Source organism: Planococcus donghaensis MPA1U2, assembly GCF_000189395.1.
Classification (GTDB): domain Bacteria; phylum Bacillota; class Bacilli; order Bacillales_A; family Planococcaceae; genus Planococcus; species Planococcus donghaensis_B.
On the sequence record NZ_AEPB01000032.1, the window covers coordinates 103648 to 120416 of the forward strand.

Annotated in this window: 14 protein-coding genes; all 14 read left to right on the top strand. The window is 40.0% G+C overall.

Annotated features, from left to right (window positions below):
* The first annotated feature begins 123 nt into the window (after nucleotides 1-123).
* The 14 genes from GPDM_RS09320 (at nucleotide 124) to truB (ending at nucleotide 16769) form a co-directional block, all read left to right on the top strand.
* On the top strand, nucleotides 124-915 hold the full coding sequence (locus tag GPDM_RS09320) for an isoprenyl transferase (protein WP_008430865.1): 792 nt from the start codon (nucleotides 124-126) through the stop codon (nucleotides 913-915).
* Nucleotides 912-1703, top strand: a complete 792-nt coding sequence (locus tag GPDM_RS09325) for a phosphatidate cytidylyltransferase (RefSeq protein WP_008430867.1) — start codon at nucleotides 912-914, stop codon at nucleotides 1701-1703. The genes GPDM_RS09320 and GPDM_RS09325 overlap by 4 nt, the downstream gene beginning before the upstream one ends.
* Nucleotides 1704-1719: 16 nt before the next feature.
* Nucleotides 1720-2865: a 1-deoxy-D-xylulose-5-phosphate reductoisomerase gene (gene dxr / locus GPDM_RS09330; RefSeq protein ID WP_008430868.1), complete on the top strand. Its 1146-nt coding sequence runs from the start codon at nucleotides 1720-1722 to the stop codon at nucleotides 2863-2865.
* 42 nt (nucleotides 2866-2907) lie between these two features.
* On the top strand, nucleotides 2908-4167 hold the full coding sequence (gene rseP, locus GPDM_RS09335) for an RIP metalloprotease RseP (protein WP_008430869.1): 1260 nt from the start codon (nucleotides 2908-2910) through the stop codon (nucleotides 4165-4167).
* A gap of 99 nt (nucleotides 4168-4266) precedes the next feature.
* A complete protein-coding gene (locus tag GPDM_RS09340) occupies nucleotides 4267-5970 on the top strand; it encodes a proline--tRNA ligase (protein WP_008430870.1) in 1704 nt (567 codons plus the stop codon).
* Between the two features lie 129 nt (nucleotides 5971-6099).
* Nucleotides 6100-10407 (top strand): PolC-type DNA polymerase III, encoded by a 4308-nt coding sequence (locus tag GPDM_RS09345; protein WP_008430871.1) that lies wholly within the window; start codon nucleotides 6100-6102, stop codon nucleotides 10405-10407.
* Between the two features lie 126 nt (nucleotides 10408-10533).
* Nucleotides 10534-11019 carry a ribosome maturation factor RimP gene (gene rimP / locus GPDM_RS09350; protein ID WP_008430872.1) on the top strand — a complete coding sequence of 162 codons (486 nt, stop codon included), beginning with the start codon at nucleotides 10534-10536 and terminating at the stop codon, nucleotides 11017-11019.
* A gap of 20 nt (nucleotides 11020-11039) precedes the next feature.
* A complete protein-coding gene (gene nusA, locus GPDM_RS09355; RefSeq protein WP_008430873.1) occupies nucleotides 11040-12167 on the top strand; it encodes a transcription termination factor NusA in 1128 nt (375 codons plus the stop codon).
* A gap of 20 nt (nucleotides 12168-12187) precedes the next feature.
* Nucleotides 12188-12466 (top strand): RNase P modulator RnpM, encoded by a 279-nt coding sequence (gene rnpM, locus GPDM_RS09360; RefSeq protein ID WP_008430874.1) that lies wholly within the window; start codon nucleotides 12188-12190, stop codon nucleotides 12464-12466.
* On the top strand, nucleotides 12466-12810 hold the full coding sequence (locus tag GPDM_RS09365) for a YlxQ family RNA-binding protein (protein WP_008430875.1): 345 nt from the start codon (nucleotides 12466-12468) through the stop codon (nucleotides 12808-12810). The genes rnpM and GPDM_RS09365 overlap by 1 nt, the downstream gene beginning before the upstream one ends.
* Nucleotides 12788-15130 carry a translation initiation factor IF-2 gene (gene infB, locus GPDM_RS09370; protein WP_008430876.1) on the top strand — a complete coding sequence of 781 codons (2343 nt, stop codon included), beginning with the start codon at nucleotides 12788-12790 and terminating at the stop codon, nucleotides 15128-15130. Before GPDM_RS09365 ends, infB begins: the two co-directional genes overlap by 23 nt.
* Complete coding sequence (locus tag GPDM_RS09375) at nucleotides 15127-15405, top strand: DUF503 domain-containing protein (protein ID WP_008430878.1); 279 nt, start codon at nucleotides 15127-15129, stop codon at nucleotides 15403-15405. The genes infB and GPDM_RS09375 overlap by 4 nt, the downstream gene beginning before the upstream one ends.
* An 18-nt stretch (nucleotides 15406-15423) precedes the next feature.
* On the top strand, nucleotides 15424-15774 hold the full coding sequence (rbfA, locus tag GPDM_RS09380) for a 30S ribosome-binding factor RbfA (RefSeq protein ID WP_008430880.1): 351 nt from the start codon (nucleotides 15424-15426) through the stop codon (nucleotides 15772-15774).
* Nucleotides 15775-15839: 65 nt separating this feature from the next.
* Nucleotides 15840-16769 (top strand): tRNA pseudouridine(55) synthase TruB, encoded by a 930-nt coding sequence (gene truB / locus GPDM_RS09385; RefSeq protein ID WP_008430882.1) that lies wholly within the window; start codon nucleotides 15840-15842, stop codon nucleotides 16767-16769.

Here is a 16769-nt window from a genome sequence, read left to right on the forward strand (position 1 = left end):
GTTAAACAGGACGCTTTTTCATGCCAAAAATTAAAGCTCTATTCTGAAAGAAGCGCACAATGCTGTTTTTTTTGATATGATAAGCAATAGACATGCCGATTTGTAATAGGTGGAGGATTAACTATGTTTAATAAACTATTAAAAAGAAATACTGACGTGGTCATAGAAAACCACGATCGTTCAGTTTTAATTCCAAATGAAGAAGTTCCGGCGCATATTGCAATTATTATGGACGGAAATGGACGTTGGGCAAAAAAACGTGCATTGCCAAGAGTAGCTGGGCATCATGAAGGAATGAAGACGGTGCGCAAAGTGACAAAGCTTGCCAATGAACTTGGGGTAAGTGTATTAACTTTGTATGCATTTTCTACAGAAAATTGGAAACGTCCGAAAATTGAAGTGGATTTTTTGATGCGTTTACCTGAAGAATTTTTAACGACATTTTTACCCGAATTAGTAGAAGAAAATGTGCGCGTAGAAATGATGGGATATCATGAAAATTTGCCTAAGCATACACTTAAAGCTATCCAGAAGGCAAAAGAAGCAACTAAAAATAATACAGGACTTATATTAAATTTCGCATTAAATTATGGAAGTCGCGCAGAAATTGTTGATGCGGTAAAAGATATTGCAGCGCAAGTAGCGAAAGGTACGTTAACTCTCGACGATATAAACGAAGATCTTATTACAGGGGGGCTAATGACAAAAGGTTTGCCTGAACCCGATTTATTGATTCGTACAAGTGGTGAAGTGCGTTTAAGTAATTTTATGCTTTGGCAATTGGCTTATACCGAGTTTTGGTTTACGGAAACCTTGTGGCCCGATTTTAATGAAGATTCCTTACTTGAAGCGATTCAAATTTACCAAAATCGTAATCGCCGGTATGGAGGGTTGAAAGGAGACGAAGTGAAATGAAACAACGGATTATAACAGGTGTTATTGCAGCGGCTTTATTCATTCCTTTTGTTATTTATGGAGGCATTCCGTTTATTTTACTTGTGTATATGTTAGGAACAGTAGCTTTGCAAGAACTTTTAAAAATGAAAGGCCGGAGCTTGCGTAGTATTCCTGGCCTTATTTCTCTGATAGCGCTTTATGCATTTATGCTTCCAACCCAATGGGCGCATAAAGTGTTTGAATGGACTGGTTACGAAAAAATTGAATTTGCTTTTTTGGCCGTTATTTTACTTTTGATACATACTGTTATTGTGAAAAATAGTTTTACTTTTGATGATGCTGCGTTTGCTATTATGGGAACGTTATATGTGGGGATAGGCTTTTTTTACTTTATCGAAACGCGTGAAGCGAGCCTGAGCTACTTAATATTTGCTTTGTTAATTGTCTGGTTTACTGATTCCGGTGCTTATTTTACAGGACGTAAAATCGGGAAACGAAAACTTTGGCCGGAAATTTCGCCAAATAAAACGGTTGAAGGATTTATAGGCGGAATTATTTGGGCGATTGGAATTGCATTAATCTTTGACTATTTTATCCCATTAAATCATTCCGTTATATTAATCGTAGTGGTAACTATTATTGCCTCTGTCTTTGGGCAAATGGGTGATTTAGTAGAGTCAGCGTTAAAAAGACATTTTAACGTGAAAGATTCAGGGACGATTTTACCGGGGCACGGAGGAATATTAGATCGCTTTGACAGTATTTTATTTGTGATGCCGTTGCTTCACTTTTTACATTTCATCTAAGAGAGGAAATTGCTAAATGGTTAAGAAAATTATTTTACTGGGTGCTACAGGTTCGATTGGTGTGCAAACAGCTGATATTATCCGAGAACATCCGCATGAATTCAAACTTGTTGGATTTGCTGCTGGAAAAAACATGGACATTACACGTAAACTAATCACAGAATTCAAACCAGAAATCGTTTGTGTTCAACAACCAGAAGATACAAAAACACTTGCGGCTGAATACCCGAGCGTAACATTTGTGAGCGGTGCTAAAGGTTTAATCGAAATTGCTGTGTACGATGCAGATATACTTGTGAATGCAGTGCTTGGCAGTGTTGGTCTTGAGCCTACATTAGAAGCGATTAAGCTCGGCCGGACGATTGCGATTGCAAACAAAGAAACGCTTGTTACGGCAGGTCATTTAGTAATGGATAGCGCTAGACATTATGGTGCCGATATTTTACCAGTTGATAGTGAACACTCTGCATTGTTTCAAGCGCTAAATGGCGAAAAAATTGGACAAGCTAGTCGGTTAATTTTGACGGCTTCTGGCGGCAGTTTCCGCGACTTAACACGTGAGCAATTAAAGAACGTTACGGTGCAAGATGCACTCAATCACCCGAACTGGTCGATGGGCTCGAAAATCACCATTGATTCAGCTACTATGGTCAACAAAGGCTTAGAAGTTATCGAAGCACATGTATTATTTGATTTTGCGTATGCCGATATCGATGTCGTGCTTCACCGTGAAAGCATTATTCATTCGATGGTTGAATTCCAAGATACAAGTGTAATGGCGCAACTTGGAACTCCAGATATGCGTGTACCAATTCAATACGCGTTGTCTTATCCGGATCGACTTTCACGTCCTGAAGCAAAACGTTTAAACTTAGCTGAAATTGGTCAATTGAATTTCAAAGAAATGGATTATAAACGTTTCCGGGCGTTGCAATTAGCATTTGATGCTGGAAATGCTGGCGGAACCATGACAACTGTATTAAATGCGGCGAACGAACAAGCTGTTGCCTTATTCCTTAATGAAGAGATTACGTTTTTGCAAATTGAGGAAATGATTGAACGTGCAATGGATCAACATGAAGTTTTAGCCAATCCTGATTTGGAAACGATTTTGCATGTAGATGCTGAAACAAGAAAATTCGTTCAAAAAATGCTAAAATGACTAAAGATCAAAACCGAATAAGTTTATAAAGGTGGGTTCAAAATGGAAACGGTTATCTCGTTTATAATAATTTTCGGTGCTTTAGTTTTTTTCCATGAATTTGGTCATTTTCTTTTCGCAAAACGCGCGGGTATTTTAGTGCGTGAATTTGCAATTGGGATGGGTCCGAAAATTTTGGGCATCACCAAAGGAGAAACGCTTTACACATTACGCTTGTTACCAATTGGCGGATATGTGCGCATGGCGGGCGAGGATATGGATACAATCCAGATCCAAGCAGGCCACCGCATCGGTATATTATTGAACAAAGAAGGATTAGCTAAAAAAATAATCATGAACCAAAAGCATGTTTATCCTGAAATATTGTTTCTTGAAGTAGAAGAAGCGGATTTAGAAAAAGAGCTTTGGATTAAAGGTTATGACGAAGAAGAAAAATTAGTTCGTATTGATGTAGCGCGAGACGCTGTTGTTGAAGAAAATGGCAGAGAAGTTATTTTAGCGCCATACGATCGACAATTTGATTCGAAAACAGTTGGCAAGCGATTTATGACGATTTTTGCAGGCCCACTTTTTAATTTCATTTTAGCGTTTTTAATATTTACAGCACTTGGTATGATGCAAGGAGTTCCGACTTTTGAACCTGTCATTACGGAAGTAACGGATGAAAGTCCAGCAGCTGAGGCAGGAATGCAAAATGGTGATTTGGTAACCTCGATAGAAGGAAATTCAATTGCTACATGGGACGAGCTAGTTGAGTCTGTACAAAACAATGCGGGAAACCCACTAGCTTTTGAAGTAGAACGTGATGGCGAGCCGTTAGACTTTACCATTACTCCTGAAGTTGCAGAGCAATCTGCTGAAGAAGTCGGTGTTATTGGTGTACTATATCAAAGCCCGATGGAAAAAGACTTTCTTGGATCATTTGCATACGGCGCTGAACGAACCATCTTTTGGTTCAAAGAAATCTTCCGTTTGTTAGGAATGCTTGTGACTGGTCAGTTTACAATTGACGCATTATCAGGCCCTGTAGGTATCTACAAAACAACTGAAGAAGTTGCTAAATATGGTTTCTTCACATTGATGAGCTGGGCTGGTATGTTAAGTATCAACCTTGGTATTATGAACTTGCTTCCATTACCGGCGCTTGATGGTGGACGTTTAATGTTCTTTATCGTTGAAGCGTTACGTGGCAAACCAGTAGATCGGCAAAAAGAGGGGATGGTCCATTTTGTAGGGATTATGCTTCTCATGCTCCTTATGCTCGTTGTCACTTGGAATGATATTCAAAAGTATTTCTTCTAATAGAAGCAATTTAGAAATAGCGGACAGGCGATTTATTGCCTGTCCTGAACTTTTAAAACTTTATTAAAAATTTTATAGTCAGTTGAGGTGTATTCTGGAATGAAACAAACAGCAACGTTTATCCCGACTTTACGCGAAACTCCAGCGGATGCAGAAGTAAGATCGCATCAGTTATTATTACGCGCAGGCTTTATCCGTCAAAATACGAGCGGTATTTACTCATTTTTACCACTTGGAAAACGAGTACTTCAAAAAGTTGAAACAGTGATTCGTGAAGAAATGGAAGCTGCTAACAGCGTCGAAATCTTTATGCCGGCACTTCAACAAGCTGAATTATGGCAAGAATCAGGTCGTTGGTATTCATATGGAGACGAATTGATGCGTTTAAAAGATCGTAATGATCGTGAATTTGCACTAGGGGCAACTCATGAAGAAGTTATTACAAGCTTATTGCGTGATGAGATCAAATCTTATAAAAAACTACCGTTGAATCTGTTCCAAATTCAATCGAAATTTAGAGATGAAAAACGTCCTCGCTTTGGTTTATTACGCGGCCGTGAGTTTTTAATGAAAGATGCATATTCGTTCCATGCTACAACTGAAAGTTTAGATGAAACGTATGATGTAATGATGCAAGCATATACGAATATCTTTACGCGTCTTGGCCTAAATTTCCGCGCAGTTATTGCCGATTCAGGTGCAATAGGCGGAAAAGACAATCATGAATTTATGGTGTTATCGGAAATAGGTGAAGATACAATCGCTTATTCGGATACGTCTTCATATGCTGCAAATATTGAAATGGCTGCAGTGAATGTAAGTTATCCAGTTTCAGATGAAACTCCTGAAACGTTGGAAAAAGTTGCAACGCCAGGTAAGAATACTATTACAGACGTTGCAGAATTTTTTGGAACTACTGCTGATAAATGCATTAAAACAATGGTCTTTAAAGCGGATGAGGAATTGGTTATCGTTTTAGCAAGAGGCGATCATGAAGTGAACGATGTTAAAGTTAAACACGCTACCGGTGCTACTGTTATTGAAATGGCTACACCGGAAGAGGTACAGCAATTATTAGGCTGTGATATCGGTTCGCTCGGGCCTATCAATTTGCCTGAAGATATTCGGTTGTTTGCTGACCATGCAGTAGAAAACATGGTCAATGGAATTGCGGGAGCTAACGAAAGTGGCTATCATTTTAAAAATGTTACACCAGGAAAAGATTTTACAGTTCCTGCTTTTCACGACTTACGCTTTATCCAAGAAGGCGACGCTTCCCCAGACGGACAAGGAACAATTCAATTTGCTAAAGGAATTGAAGTCGGGCATATTTTCAAATTGGGCACAACCTACAGCATTCCGTTAAAAGGCACATTCTTAAACGATCAAGGAAAATCAATGCCATATATTATGGGATGTTATGGAATTGGGGTATCACGTGTACTAGCTGCAGTTGCAGAACAGTTCCAAGACGAAAATGGCTTTACATGGCCAGACGTTGTTGCTCCTTATGAAGTTCATCTAGTACCGGTTAATGTTAAAGACGACACACAACGCGAACTTGGCGAAGAACTGTATGCGTTATTAAAAGAAAACCGTTATGAAGTATTACTCGATGACCGTAAAGAGCGAGCGGGAGTGAAATTTGCAGATGCTGATTTAATTGGCTTGCCAATTCGCATCACGATTGGTAAAAAAGCTGCGGAAGGAATTTTAGAAGTGAAAATACGTCGTACAGGTGAAACATTTGAATGGACACGTGACGAAGTACTTGAGAAAATACAGCAGTTTTTTAAAAAATAACAGCGAAATCTGATATGATGAAAGGAAAGTACATATTGTACTTTCCTTTCTTTTTCTGCTTGCTTTAGAAGCTTATGAAAGAACGTAAGCTAGCACTTTTCTTAAATCACTACCATGAAGGGGATAATTATGACAAACGAGCAAGACTCCAAGATGCGATTCAAATTGCTACTTCAGCATCTCGAATTAACGGAAGATGTACACATGCCTTTTTTCGAAGAAGCTGAATTGACACGGATGACCGTCCATAAAAAAGAACGTTCCTGGAAATTTATTGTGAAATTGAAGAATATCTTGCCGATTGACTTGTATCTATTATTAAAAGAACGTCTATATAGCACATTTTCTCCAATTGCTCGAGTTCAACTAAACATTGAAACCGCACAAGAAACGGCACAGGAAGACTTAGTATTATCTTATTGGAAATATGCTGTTGAAGAATTGGCAGACATGGCACCGCCACTACGTGAGCGGTTATTGTCACAAGCGCCAGTATGGAATGGCAATAAATTATTATTACAATGTAGTCATGAACATGAAATGATGGCATTAAAATCAAAATACAGTGATAAACTAGCAGGGGTTTACCGTCAATTTGGCTTTCCACATGTAGCCATTGATTTTCAACTATCAGACGAAAACCAAGAAGCTGCTCATGCGGCCTTCATGGCAGAACGTTTACGCGAAGAAGAAGAAATGGCGAAAAAAGCTTTGTCAGATATGAAAAAGCGGGAAACCAGTCAGAAAGAAAATGGGACTCCTTCAGGGCCGTTCCAAATGGGTTCTGCGATCAAACCGGATGAAAATATCGTGGATATTAAATCCATTGTGGACGAAGAACGCCGCGTAACAATCGAAGGTTATGTCTTTGATGCCGAAGTAAGAGAACTAAGAAGCGGACGTTCGCTGCTAACAGTCAAAATAACAGATTACACCGATTCAATTTTAGTGAAAATGTTCTCGCGCGATAAAGAAGATGCCGAATTGATGGCCAATGCGAAAAAAGGCATGTGGTTAAAAGCGCGTGGCTCGATTCAGACGGATACATTCGTTCGCGATTTGGTCATGATGGCGCAAGATATGGTGGAGATCAAACCAGAACTGCGACGTGATACTGCTGAAGAAAAACGTGTTGAGTTGCATTTGCATACACCAATGAGCCAAATGGACGCGGTTTCGTCTGTTGATTCATTAGTAAGTCAAGCGGCAAAATGGGGACATCCTGCCATTGCCATAACTGATCACGCCGGTGTGCAATCTTTCCCTGATGCATACGCAGCTAGTAAAAAACATGGCATTAAAGCAATTTTTGGCTTAGAAGCGAATTTAGTAGATGATGGCGTACCGATTGCCTATGAAGAACGTCATGCGCTATTAGAAGAAGAAACCTTCGTGGTGTTTGACTTAGAGACAACGGGTTTGTCTGCTGTTTACGACACCATCATTGAGTTAGCTGCTGTAAAGATTAAAGGCGGTCAAATCATTGATAAATTCGAAAGTTTTGCCAACCCGCATCACGAACTGTCATCGACGACCATCGATTTAACCGGGATTACAGATGACATGGTAAAAAATGCGCCAGAAGTAGAAGAAGTTATTCGCAAATACCACGAATGGGCAGGCGACCATATTATGGTTGCTCATAACGCGTCATTTGATATGGGCTTTTTGTATGTATGCTATAAAAAATATGGCATTGATACCGTACACGCCACAATCGATACATTAGAGTTAGCGCGTATGCTTCACCCTGAATTAAAAAATCATAGACTGAATACATTAGCCAAAAAGTTTGGCATTGAGCTAACGCAGCATCACAGAGCCATTTACGATACGGAAGCAACTTCGTATTTGTTGACGCATCTTTTAAAAGAAGCGGATCAAAAAGGTATTTTGTATCATGATCAATTAAATGATTATGTGGGTAGTGGCGATGCATATAAACGGTCACGCCCGACACACTGTACATTGCTCGCGCAAAACGACGAAGGGTTGAAAAACCTATTCAAACTGGTATCTGCTTCGCATATCAATTATTTTTACCGTGTGCCACGTATTCCGCGGTCGTTGCTGCAAAAGCATCGAAAAGGTTTGTTAGTTGGCTCAGGATGTGATAAAGGTGAAGTATTTGAAGCGGTCATGCAAAAATCGATGGAAGAAGTCGAAAAGACGGCTCAATTTTATGATTACTTAGAAGTTCATCCGAAAGAAGTTTATTCTCATTTGATCGAACGAGAAATGATTCGAGATGAATGGAATTTAGAAGATATTATTCGCAAGCTTGTAAAAATCAGTCGCAAGTTAGAGATTCCGTTAGTGGCAACTGGCAATGTTCATTACTTGGATGAAACAGATGCTATATTCCGCCAAGTACTAATCGGTTCTCAAGGTGGAGCAAATCCGTTAAACCGTACGAAATTGCCAAAAGTCCATTTTAGAACAACAAATGAAATGTTAGATGCGTTTGATTTTCTTGGCAGTGAAACGGCGCATGAACTTGTAGTGACCAATTCATTGAAAATTTCTGACATGATTGATGTCGTGAAACCAATAAAAGATGAACTATATACACCGAAAATTGAAGGTGCAGACGAGGAAGTTCGAGAGCTAAGCTACAATATGGCTCAACAAATTTATGGCTCTCCTTTACCTGAAATTGTAGAAGCGCGAATTGAAAAAGAACTGAAATCCATTATCGGTCACGGGTTTGCGGTTATCTATTTGATTTCCCATAAACTCGTTAAAAAATCATTAGATGATGGTTACTTAGTTGGTTCGCGTGGTTCGGTCGGGTCATCGCTCGTTGCAACTTTAACTGAAATCACCGAAGTAAACCCATTGCCACCGCATTATATTTGTAGAAAATGCAAAAAATCCGAGTTTTTTGATGATGGATCTGTCGGTTCAGGGTTTGATTTGAAAGACAAAAACTGCCCAGATTGTGATATTCCATATCAAAAAGAAGGGCAAGATATTCCGTTTGAAACGTTTTTAGGATTTAAAGGGGATAAAGTTCCCGATATCGATTTAAACTTTAGTGGTGAGTATCAGTCGAAAGCTCACAACTATACAAAAGAATTGTTTGGTGAAGATAATGTATTTCGTGCGGGAACAATTGGAACGGTTGCTGAAAAAACCGCTTATGGTTATGTTCGCGGTTATGCTAACGACCGGGATATGACGATTCGTGGCGCCGAAATCGATCGACTTGTGCAAGGTTGTTCAGGCGTTAAACGGAGTACGGGGCAGCATCCTGGGGGAATTATTGTAGTTCCAGATTATATGGACATTTATGATTTTTCACCGATCCAATTCCCAGCAGATGCACAAGATTCCGAATGGAAGACGACGCATTTTGATTTCCATTCGATTCATGATAATTTACTCAAACTAGATATACTCGGACACGATGATCCGACAGTAATTCGTATGTTGCAAGATTTATCGGGAATAGATCCAAAAACCATTCCGACTGATGACCCGGAAGTTATGAAGATTTTTGCTGGTCCTGAAACGCTAGGCGTAACAAAAGAACAAATTGGTTGTAAGACCGGTACGCTCGGTATTCCTGAGTTTGGTACACGATTTGTTCGTCAAATGCTTGAAGAAACAAAGCCGAATACGTTCTCGGAACTGGTCCAAATTTCAGGACTGTCTCACGGGACAGACGTTTGGTTGAGTAATGCACAAGAACTGATTCAAAATGGAACATGTCAGCTATCAGATGTAATTGGTTGCCGAGATGACATTATGGTTTACTTGATTTATCAAGGACTAGAGTCTTCACTGGCATTTAAAATTATGGAATCAGTTCGTAAAGGGAAAGGCTTAACGCCTGAATTTGAGGAAGCGATGAAAAAAGAAGGTGTACCAAACTGGTATATCGAATCATGTAAAAAGATCAAGTACATGTTCCCGAAAGCTCACGCGGCAGCTTACGTGTTAATGGCTGTTCGGATTGCTTATTTCAAAGTTCATTTCCCAATTCTTTATTACGCGGCATACTTTACCGTTCGTGCTGAAGATTTTGATGTCAATGCAATGTCTAAAGGGTCACAATCGATTCGATCAGTGATTGATGAGATTAACTCGAAAGGCCTTGAAGCTTCAACTAAAGAAAAAAACTTACTAACAGTTATGGAACTAACGCTGGAAATGGTAGAGCGAGGTTACACATTCCAAAAGGTAGATTTATATAAATCATCTGCTGATCAATTCATTATTGAAGGGAAGAGTTTAATACCGCCATTTAATGCTATCCCAGGACTCGGTACCAATGCAGCAAAATCAATCGTTGCTGCACGAGAACATGGAGAGTTTTTATCGAAAGAAGATTTACAGCAACGTGGCCGTGTTTCAAAAACAATCATCGAATACATGGATGATCACGGTTGCTTAGAAGGCATGCCAGAAGCGAATCAGCTGTCACTGTTCTAGTCAGTTGCACCACGGCGCGGTTTATGGTATTATTGTAGTAACATTTACTGAATAGCTCTGTCGCAGAAGAGTGGGTTCTCCCGCTCTTTTCTGTTTGTTATGGCGAAAAATTAGCGGGAGGCATGTATGAGCAAAATCACAGAACAAATCGAGCAAATAGCACAACCAATTACGAGTGAATTAGGACTAGAACTTGTAGACGTGGAATTTTTAAAAGAAGGCCGCGATTGGTTTTTACGCGTGTATGTAGACAATCCGGAAGCACCGATTGATATTGAACAATGTGCTTTAGTAAGTGAAAAACTAAGTGGGATTTTGGATGAGTTAGATCCAATTGAACAAAACTATTTCTTGGAAGTTTCATCTCCAGGAGCAGAACGTCCGTTGAAGAAAGAAAAAGATTTTGAAAAAGCGATCGGTAAATTCATTTACATCAAAACGTATGAACCTGTTGAAGATGCAAAAGAATTTGAAGGTTATTTAAAATCGTATGACGATGAACAAGTAGAAATTGAAATTAAAATCAAAACACGCAGAAAAATAATCAGTATTGCAAAAAACAAAATTGCAGTTATCCGTTTGGCCATTGATTTTTCTGTTAAACCTGATTGAAGAACCTGGGAGTGAATAAAATGAGCAGTGAGTTATTGGATGCTTTTGAAGTATTGGAAAAACAAAAAGGAATTTCGCGTGAAGTTCTAATTGAAGCGATTGAAGCAGCATTAGTTACAGCGTACAAACGAAATTTTAACCAAGCACAAAATGTTCGTGTAGATTTAAATTTAAATACGGGAACAATGCTAGTGTATTCTCGTAAAGATGTTGTAGAAGAAGTAGAAGATGAGCGTCTTCAAATTTCGTTGGAAGATGCTAAAGTCATCAACCCTGCATACGAACTAGGAGATGTTGTAGAGGAAGAAGTAACACCTCGTAACTTTGGTCGTATTGCGGCTCAAACAGCAAAACAAGTGGTGACACAGCGTGTACGTGAAGCTGAACGCGGCTTGATCTTTGAAGAGTTTGTTGATCGTGCAGATGATATCGTTAACGGTATTGTTGAACGCATGGACGCTCGTAATTTATACGTTGGACTTGGCAAAGTGGAGGCTGTGCTTCCGCAGACAGAACAAATGCCAAATGAACATTACAAACCGCATGATCGCATTAAAGTGTACATCACAAAAGTAGAACGCACGACACGCGGACCACAAGTATTTGTTTCACGCACACATCCAGGACTACTGCGCCGTTTATTCGAAAACGAAGTGCCTGAAATTTATGATGGCATTGTTGAGATCAAGTCAATCGCACGTGAAGCAGGAGACCGTTCAAAAATCTCGGTTTTTGCTCATCGCGACGATATCGATCCAGTGGGTTCATGTGTTGGATCAAAAGGTGGCCGTGTTCAAACAATCGTTAACGAGTTAAGCGGAGAAAAAATTGATATTGTAGAATGGTCAGAAGAACCGGTAATTTTTGTAGCTAACGCACTTAGCCCATCTAAAGTATTAGATGTACAAGTAAACGAAGAAGCAAAATCGACAACTGTTGTTGTGCCTGATTATCAATTGTCTCTTGCTATCGGTAAACGTGGACAAAACGCTCGTTTAGCAGCAAAATTAACAGGTTGGAAAATCGACATTAAGAGTGAAACAGATGCACGTGAACTTGGGATTTATCCAAACGAGAATTCTAACATCGAATTATTAGAATCTGGTGAAGAACTGGATGACTTTGATTTTTACGAAGACAAAGAATAACGTAGAAAAGGTGATGTCCGTTGGCTCTACAAAAGAAAATTCCATTACGGAAGTGTGTAGCTACAGGCGAGATGCATCCTAAAAAAGAAATGACCCGCGTTGTCCGTTCAAAAGAAGGCGAAGTATCCGTCGATTTGACAGGCAAAAAGTCAGGACGCGGCGCATATCTTTCGAAATCGGAAGATGCCATCGCGACTGCCCGCAAAAAGAAAGTACTGGACAAACAATTAGAAGTTAAAGTTCCAGACGAAATCTATGATGAGTTAATTCGCGTCGTTCTTAGAGAGCAGTTGAAATAATGACCAAAGAAAAAGTCCTACAATTACTTGGATTAGCTACACGTGCAAGAATGACCATTTCGGGTGAAGAAATGTCCGTGAGTGAAGTTCGAAAAGGTAAAGCGAAATTAGTGATTCTTTCTGAAGATGCTTCAGACAACACAAGTAAGAAATTGCATGATAAATGCAAATCGAACGGAGTAGAGATCCGCGTTTTTGGATCCCGTTACGAGTTGGGACATGCGATAGGTAAAGAAGAGCGAGTAGTAATTGCAGTCACAGATTCAGGATTTGCAAAAAAACTAATCAGCTTGATTGAAGAAATTAATCGGGGGCGAGCAGATGACCAAAATTCGAGTACATGAATACGCGAAAAAAGTAGATAAGCCAAGTAAAGAAATCATCAATGAATTGTCAAAGTTAAATGTCAAAGTTCAAAACCATATGGCAACATTGGAAGATTCTGATGTAACGAAATTAGACAGCATTTACAAAAATGCTGGAGCTGGGCAACGTCCACAAGCACAATCTCGTCCAGCAAGCCAGTCACGTCCGTCACAAGGCCAATCACGTCCATCAGGACAAGGAAGCCAGTCGCGTTCAACGCAAGGCCAACGTCCGTCACAAGGAAATCAGTCTCGTCCAGCGCAAGGTCAACGCCCTTCAGGACAAGGAAGCCAGTCACGTCCGGCAGCAGCACCGAGTCAAGGACAATCCCGTTCACAAGGGAATGGCCAGCGTCCAACAGCACCTGCAAAATCGGGTTCAAACTTTACACCAAAAGCAGCGAAACCAACAGCAGGACCGGGACAGCGTTCTTCAGGACGTCCAGGCGGCGGAAACCGTAACGGATTCCAAAACCGTAAAGGAAAAGGCAAACAGCAGCAACCGGTAAATCCGTTGCCACCAATGCCTAAAAAAGAAAAAGAATTACCGGCTAAAATCACTTTTAGTGAGTCATTAACGGTAGCTGAACTTGCGAAAAAATTAGGACGCGAGCCGTCTGAAATTATTAAAAAATTATTCATGCTTGGTGCAATGGCTACCATTAACCAAGAGTTGGATAAAGATACAATTGAATTGATTTGTGCTGAATATGAGGTTGAAGTAGAAGAAGAGATCTTAGTGGATAAAACAGATCTTGAAGTTTATTTCGAACCAGAAGATGAAAGCTTAAACGAAGAACGTCCGCCAGTTGTTACGATCATGGGGCACGTTGACCATGGTAAAACAACTTTACTAGATTCAATTCGTCACACTAAAGTTACTGCTGGCGAAGCAGGCGGAATCACACAACATATTGGTGCTTACCAAGTTGTTGATAACGGCAAAAAAATTACGTTCCTAGATACTCCTGGTCACGCAGCGTTTACAACAATGCGCGCACGCGGAGCTAAAGTTACAGATCTTGCGATTATCGTTGTAGCAGCTGATGACGGTGTTATGCCACAAACAGTTGAAGCGATTAACCACGCGAAAGCAGCAGAAGTTCCAATCATTATTGCAGTAAACAAAATGGACAAGCCAAGTGCTAATCCGGATCGTGTTATGCAAGAATTGACTGAACATGGACTAGTTGCAGAAGCATGGGGCGGAGACACAATTTTCGTTCCGATTTCAGCTTTGTCTGGAGACGGTATCGATTCACTTCTTGAAATGGTTCTACTTGTATCAGAAGTTGGCGAATTAAAAGCTAACCCTGCACGCCGTGCAATTGGTACTGTTATTGAAGCAGAGCTTGATAAAGGCCGCGGTTCAGTTGCTACACTTCTAGTGCAAGATGGAACATTAAAAGTTGGAGATCCGATTGTTGTCGGAAATACATTTGGTCGTGTTCGTGCAATGGTATCTGATACAGGTCGCCGTGCAAAAGAAGCTGGCCCATCAACACCAGTTGAGATTACTGGATTGAACGATGTACCTCAAGCTGGAGACCGTTTTGTTGTCTTTGAAGACGAGAAAACAGCTCGCCAAGTTGGGGAAACACGCGCAACTTCAGCACTTCAAGTTCAGCGTTCTGAAAAGACACGTGTGACACTTGATAACTTGTTTGATCAATTAAAACAAGGCGAAATGAAAGAACTTAACTTAATCGTTAAAGCTGACGTTCAAGGGGCAGTTGAAGCAATGGCTGCATCTCTCCTTAAACTTGATGTTGAAGGCGTAAATGTGAAAATCATTCACACAGGCGCTGGTGCGATTACAGAATCTGATATTTCATTGGCAGCTGCGTCTAACGCAATTGTAATCGGCTTTAACGTTCGTCCTGATGCAAACGCTAAGCGTGCTGCTGAAGCTGAAGGTGTAGACATTCGCTTACACCGCATTATTTATAAAGTAATCGAAGAAATAGAGTTTGCTATGAAAGGATTGCTTGATCCTGAATTTGAAGAAAAAATTATTGGACAAGCAGAAATCCGTAGCACGTTTAAAGTTTCTAAAGTGGGTACAATTGCCGGAAGTTATGTAACTGAAGGTAAAATTACTCGCGATAGCGGAGTTCGTGTTATTCGTGAAGGAATCGTCGTATTTGAAGGCGAAATCGACACGTTGAAACGTTTTAAAGACGATGCTAAAGAAGTAGCAAAAGGATACGAATGTGGGATTACGATTAAAAACTTCAATGATGTAAAAGAAATGGACATTATCGAAGCTTACGTTATGGAAGAAATCAAACGTAAATGATCCTCTACATGGAATGCGAATTTTTCATTCCAACGGCACATTCGTTAAAAGATAAGCGGGCAGTTGTTAAAAGCATGCTGACCCGCAGTAGACAAAAATTCAACGTTTCCGCTGCAGAGATTGATCACCAAAATGTATGGCAGCGAACCCGTCTTGCTTTTGTTATCGTTTCTTCCTCAAAAGAAGTAGCAGATAAAGAAATGGCGCAGGTTCTCTACTATTTGGAAAGCAATCCTGCATGGGAATGCTTAGAGATTGAAAAAGAATATTTGTAAGAACGAGGTGGACTATCAATGACAATGCGCGCGAATCGTGTAGCTGAGCAGATGAAAAAAGAGCTTAGCGATATCATCAGTCGAAAACTGAAAGATCCACGTATCGGATTTGTCACTGTAACAGATGTTGAAGTTACAGGAGATCTCCAGCAAGCAACTGTATATATCAGCGTATTAGGCGAAGACCATGCAAAAGAACAGACATTGCTTGGATTAACGAAGTCAAAAGGATTTATCCGTTCTGAAATTGGACAACGAATCCGTCTTCGTAAAACTCCAGAACTGTCTTTTGAAATCGATTCATCGGTTGCATATGGCAATCGGATTGATACATTATTGCGTGATATTCAAGAACCAAAAGAAGATTAAAACAAAGCCCGCTGTCTATAATAGATAGCGGGTTTTTTTGTATCAAGCAAAGGGGTTAAAAGGATATGGCGTTAAACGGAATTTTACCGTTATGGAAAGAAAAAGGAATGACATCACACGATTGTGTGTTTAAGTTAAGAAAGATTTTGCAAACAAAAAAAGTAGGACATACAGGCACTTTAGATCCTGAAGTAGATGGCGTATTGCCAATTTGTATCGGGAACACAACAAAAGTAGCTGAGTATATTACCGACCAAGGAAAGACGTATGAAGCGGAAGTGACAATTGGTTATTCCACTGAAACAGAAGATGCGACTGGTGAAACAGTAGATACAGATCTATCGGAAAAAGTCATCACCCGCGATCAATTAGAAGCAGTTTTGCTTCAATTAACAGGGAATATTAAGCAAATTCCTCCTATGTATTCAGCAGTTAAAGTGAATGGTAAAAAATTATACGAATATGCACGTCAAGGAATTCCTGTTGAACGGCCAGAGCGAACAGTCCGAATCGACTCTATCAAATTGATGGATGACGATAGCGAATGGTCAGGTCAGCAAATCAAATTCAATATTCGGATACGTTGCGGAAAAGGAACTTATATTCGTACACTAGCTGTGCAAATTGGAGAAGCTCTAGGTTATCCAGCACATATGTCTAGACTGACGCGGACTGAATCGGGGAAATTTAGCCAAAAGGATTGCGTAACACTTGCCGAAGTAGCTGAACTTGCTCAAAATGGACATATCGATGATGTTTTGAAACCGCTAAGTTATGGATTGAGTTTATTTCCTTTCATGGAAATTGAGTCTAAACAAGTTTTTGCTGTAAAAAATGGACAAGTACTAGAAAGGCATTCTATACTCGACCAAATGGGATTTGTCGTGTTGACGTATAAAGGACAGCCTGTAGCACTTTATAAAAATCATCCTGAAAAAGCAGACAAAATGAAACCTGAAAAAATGTTCGGTTTTCCGACAGCAGACGAGGTGTAG

Coding starts and splice junctions, on each gene's coding strand:
- GPDM_RS09375 (WP_008430878.1), top strand. CDS start 15,127: ATGATCCTCTACATGGAATGCGAATTTTTCATTCCAACGGCACATTCG.
- rimP (WP_008430872.1), top strand. CDS start 10,534: ATGAGCAAAATCACAGAACAAATCGAGCAAATAGCACAACCAATTACG.
- GPDM_RS09320 (WP_008430865.1), top strand. CDS start 124: ATGTTTAATAAACTATTAAAAAGAAATACTGACGTGGTCATAGAAAAC.
- rseP (WP_008430869.1), top strand. CDS start 2,908: ATGGAAACGGTTATCTCGTTTATAATAATTTTCGGTGCTTTAGTTTTT.
- rbfA (WP_008430880.1), top strand. CDS start 15,424: ATGACAATGCGCGCGAATCGTGTAGCTGAGCAGATGAAAAAAGAGCTT.
- dxr (WP_008430868.1), top strand. CDS start 1,720: ATGGTTAAGAAAATTATTTTACTGGGTGCTACAGGTTCGATTGGTGTG.
- GPDM_RS09340 (WP_008430870.1), top strand. CDS start 4,267: ATGAAACAAACAGCAACGTTTATCCCGACTTTACGCGAAACTCCAGCG.
- truB (WP_008430882.1), top strand. CDS start 15,840: ATGGCGTTAAACGGAATTTTACCGTTATGGAAAGAAAAAGGAATGACA.
- GPDM_RS09345 (WP_008430871.1), top strand. CDS start 6,100: ATGACAAACGAGCAAGACTCCAAGATGCGATTCAAATTGCTACTTCAG.
- GPDM_RS09365 (WP_008430875.1), top strand. CDS start 12,466: ATGACCAAAGAAAAAGTCCTACAATTACTTGGATTAGCTACACGTGCA.
- GPDM_RS09325 (WP_008430867.1), top strand. CDS start 912: ATGAAACAACGGATTATAACAGGTGTTATTGCAGCGGCTTTATTCATT.
- infB (WP_008430876.1), top strand. CDS start 12,788: ATGACCAAAATTCGAGTACATGAATACGCGAAAAAAGTAGATAAGCCA.
- nusA (WP_008430873.1), top strand. CDS start 11,040: ATGAGCAGTGAGTTATTGGATGCTTTTGAAGTATTGGAAAAACAAAAA.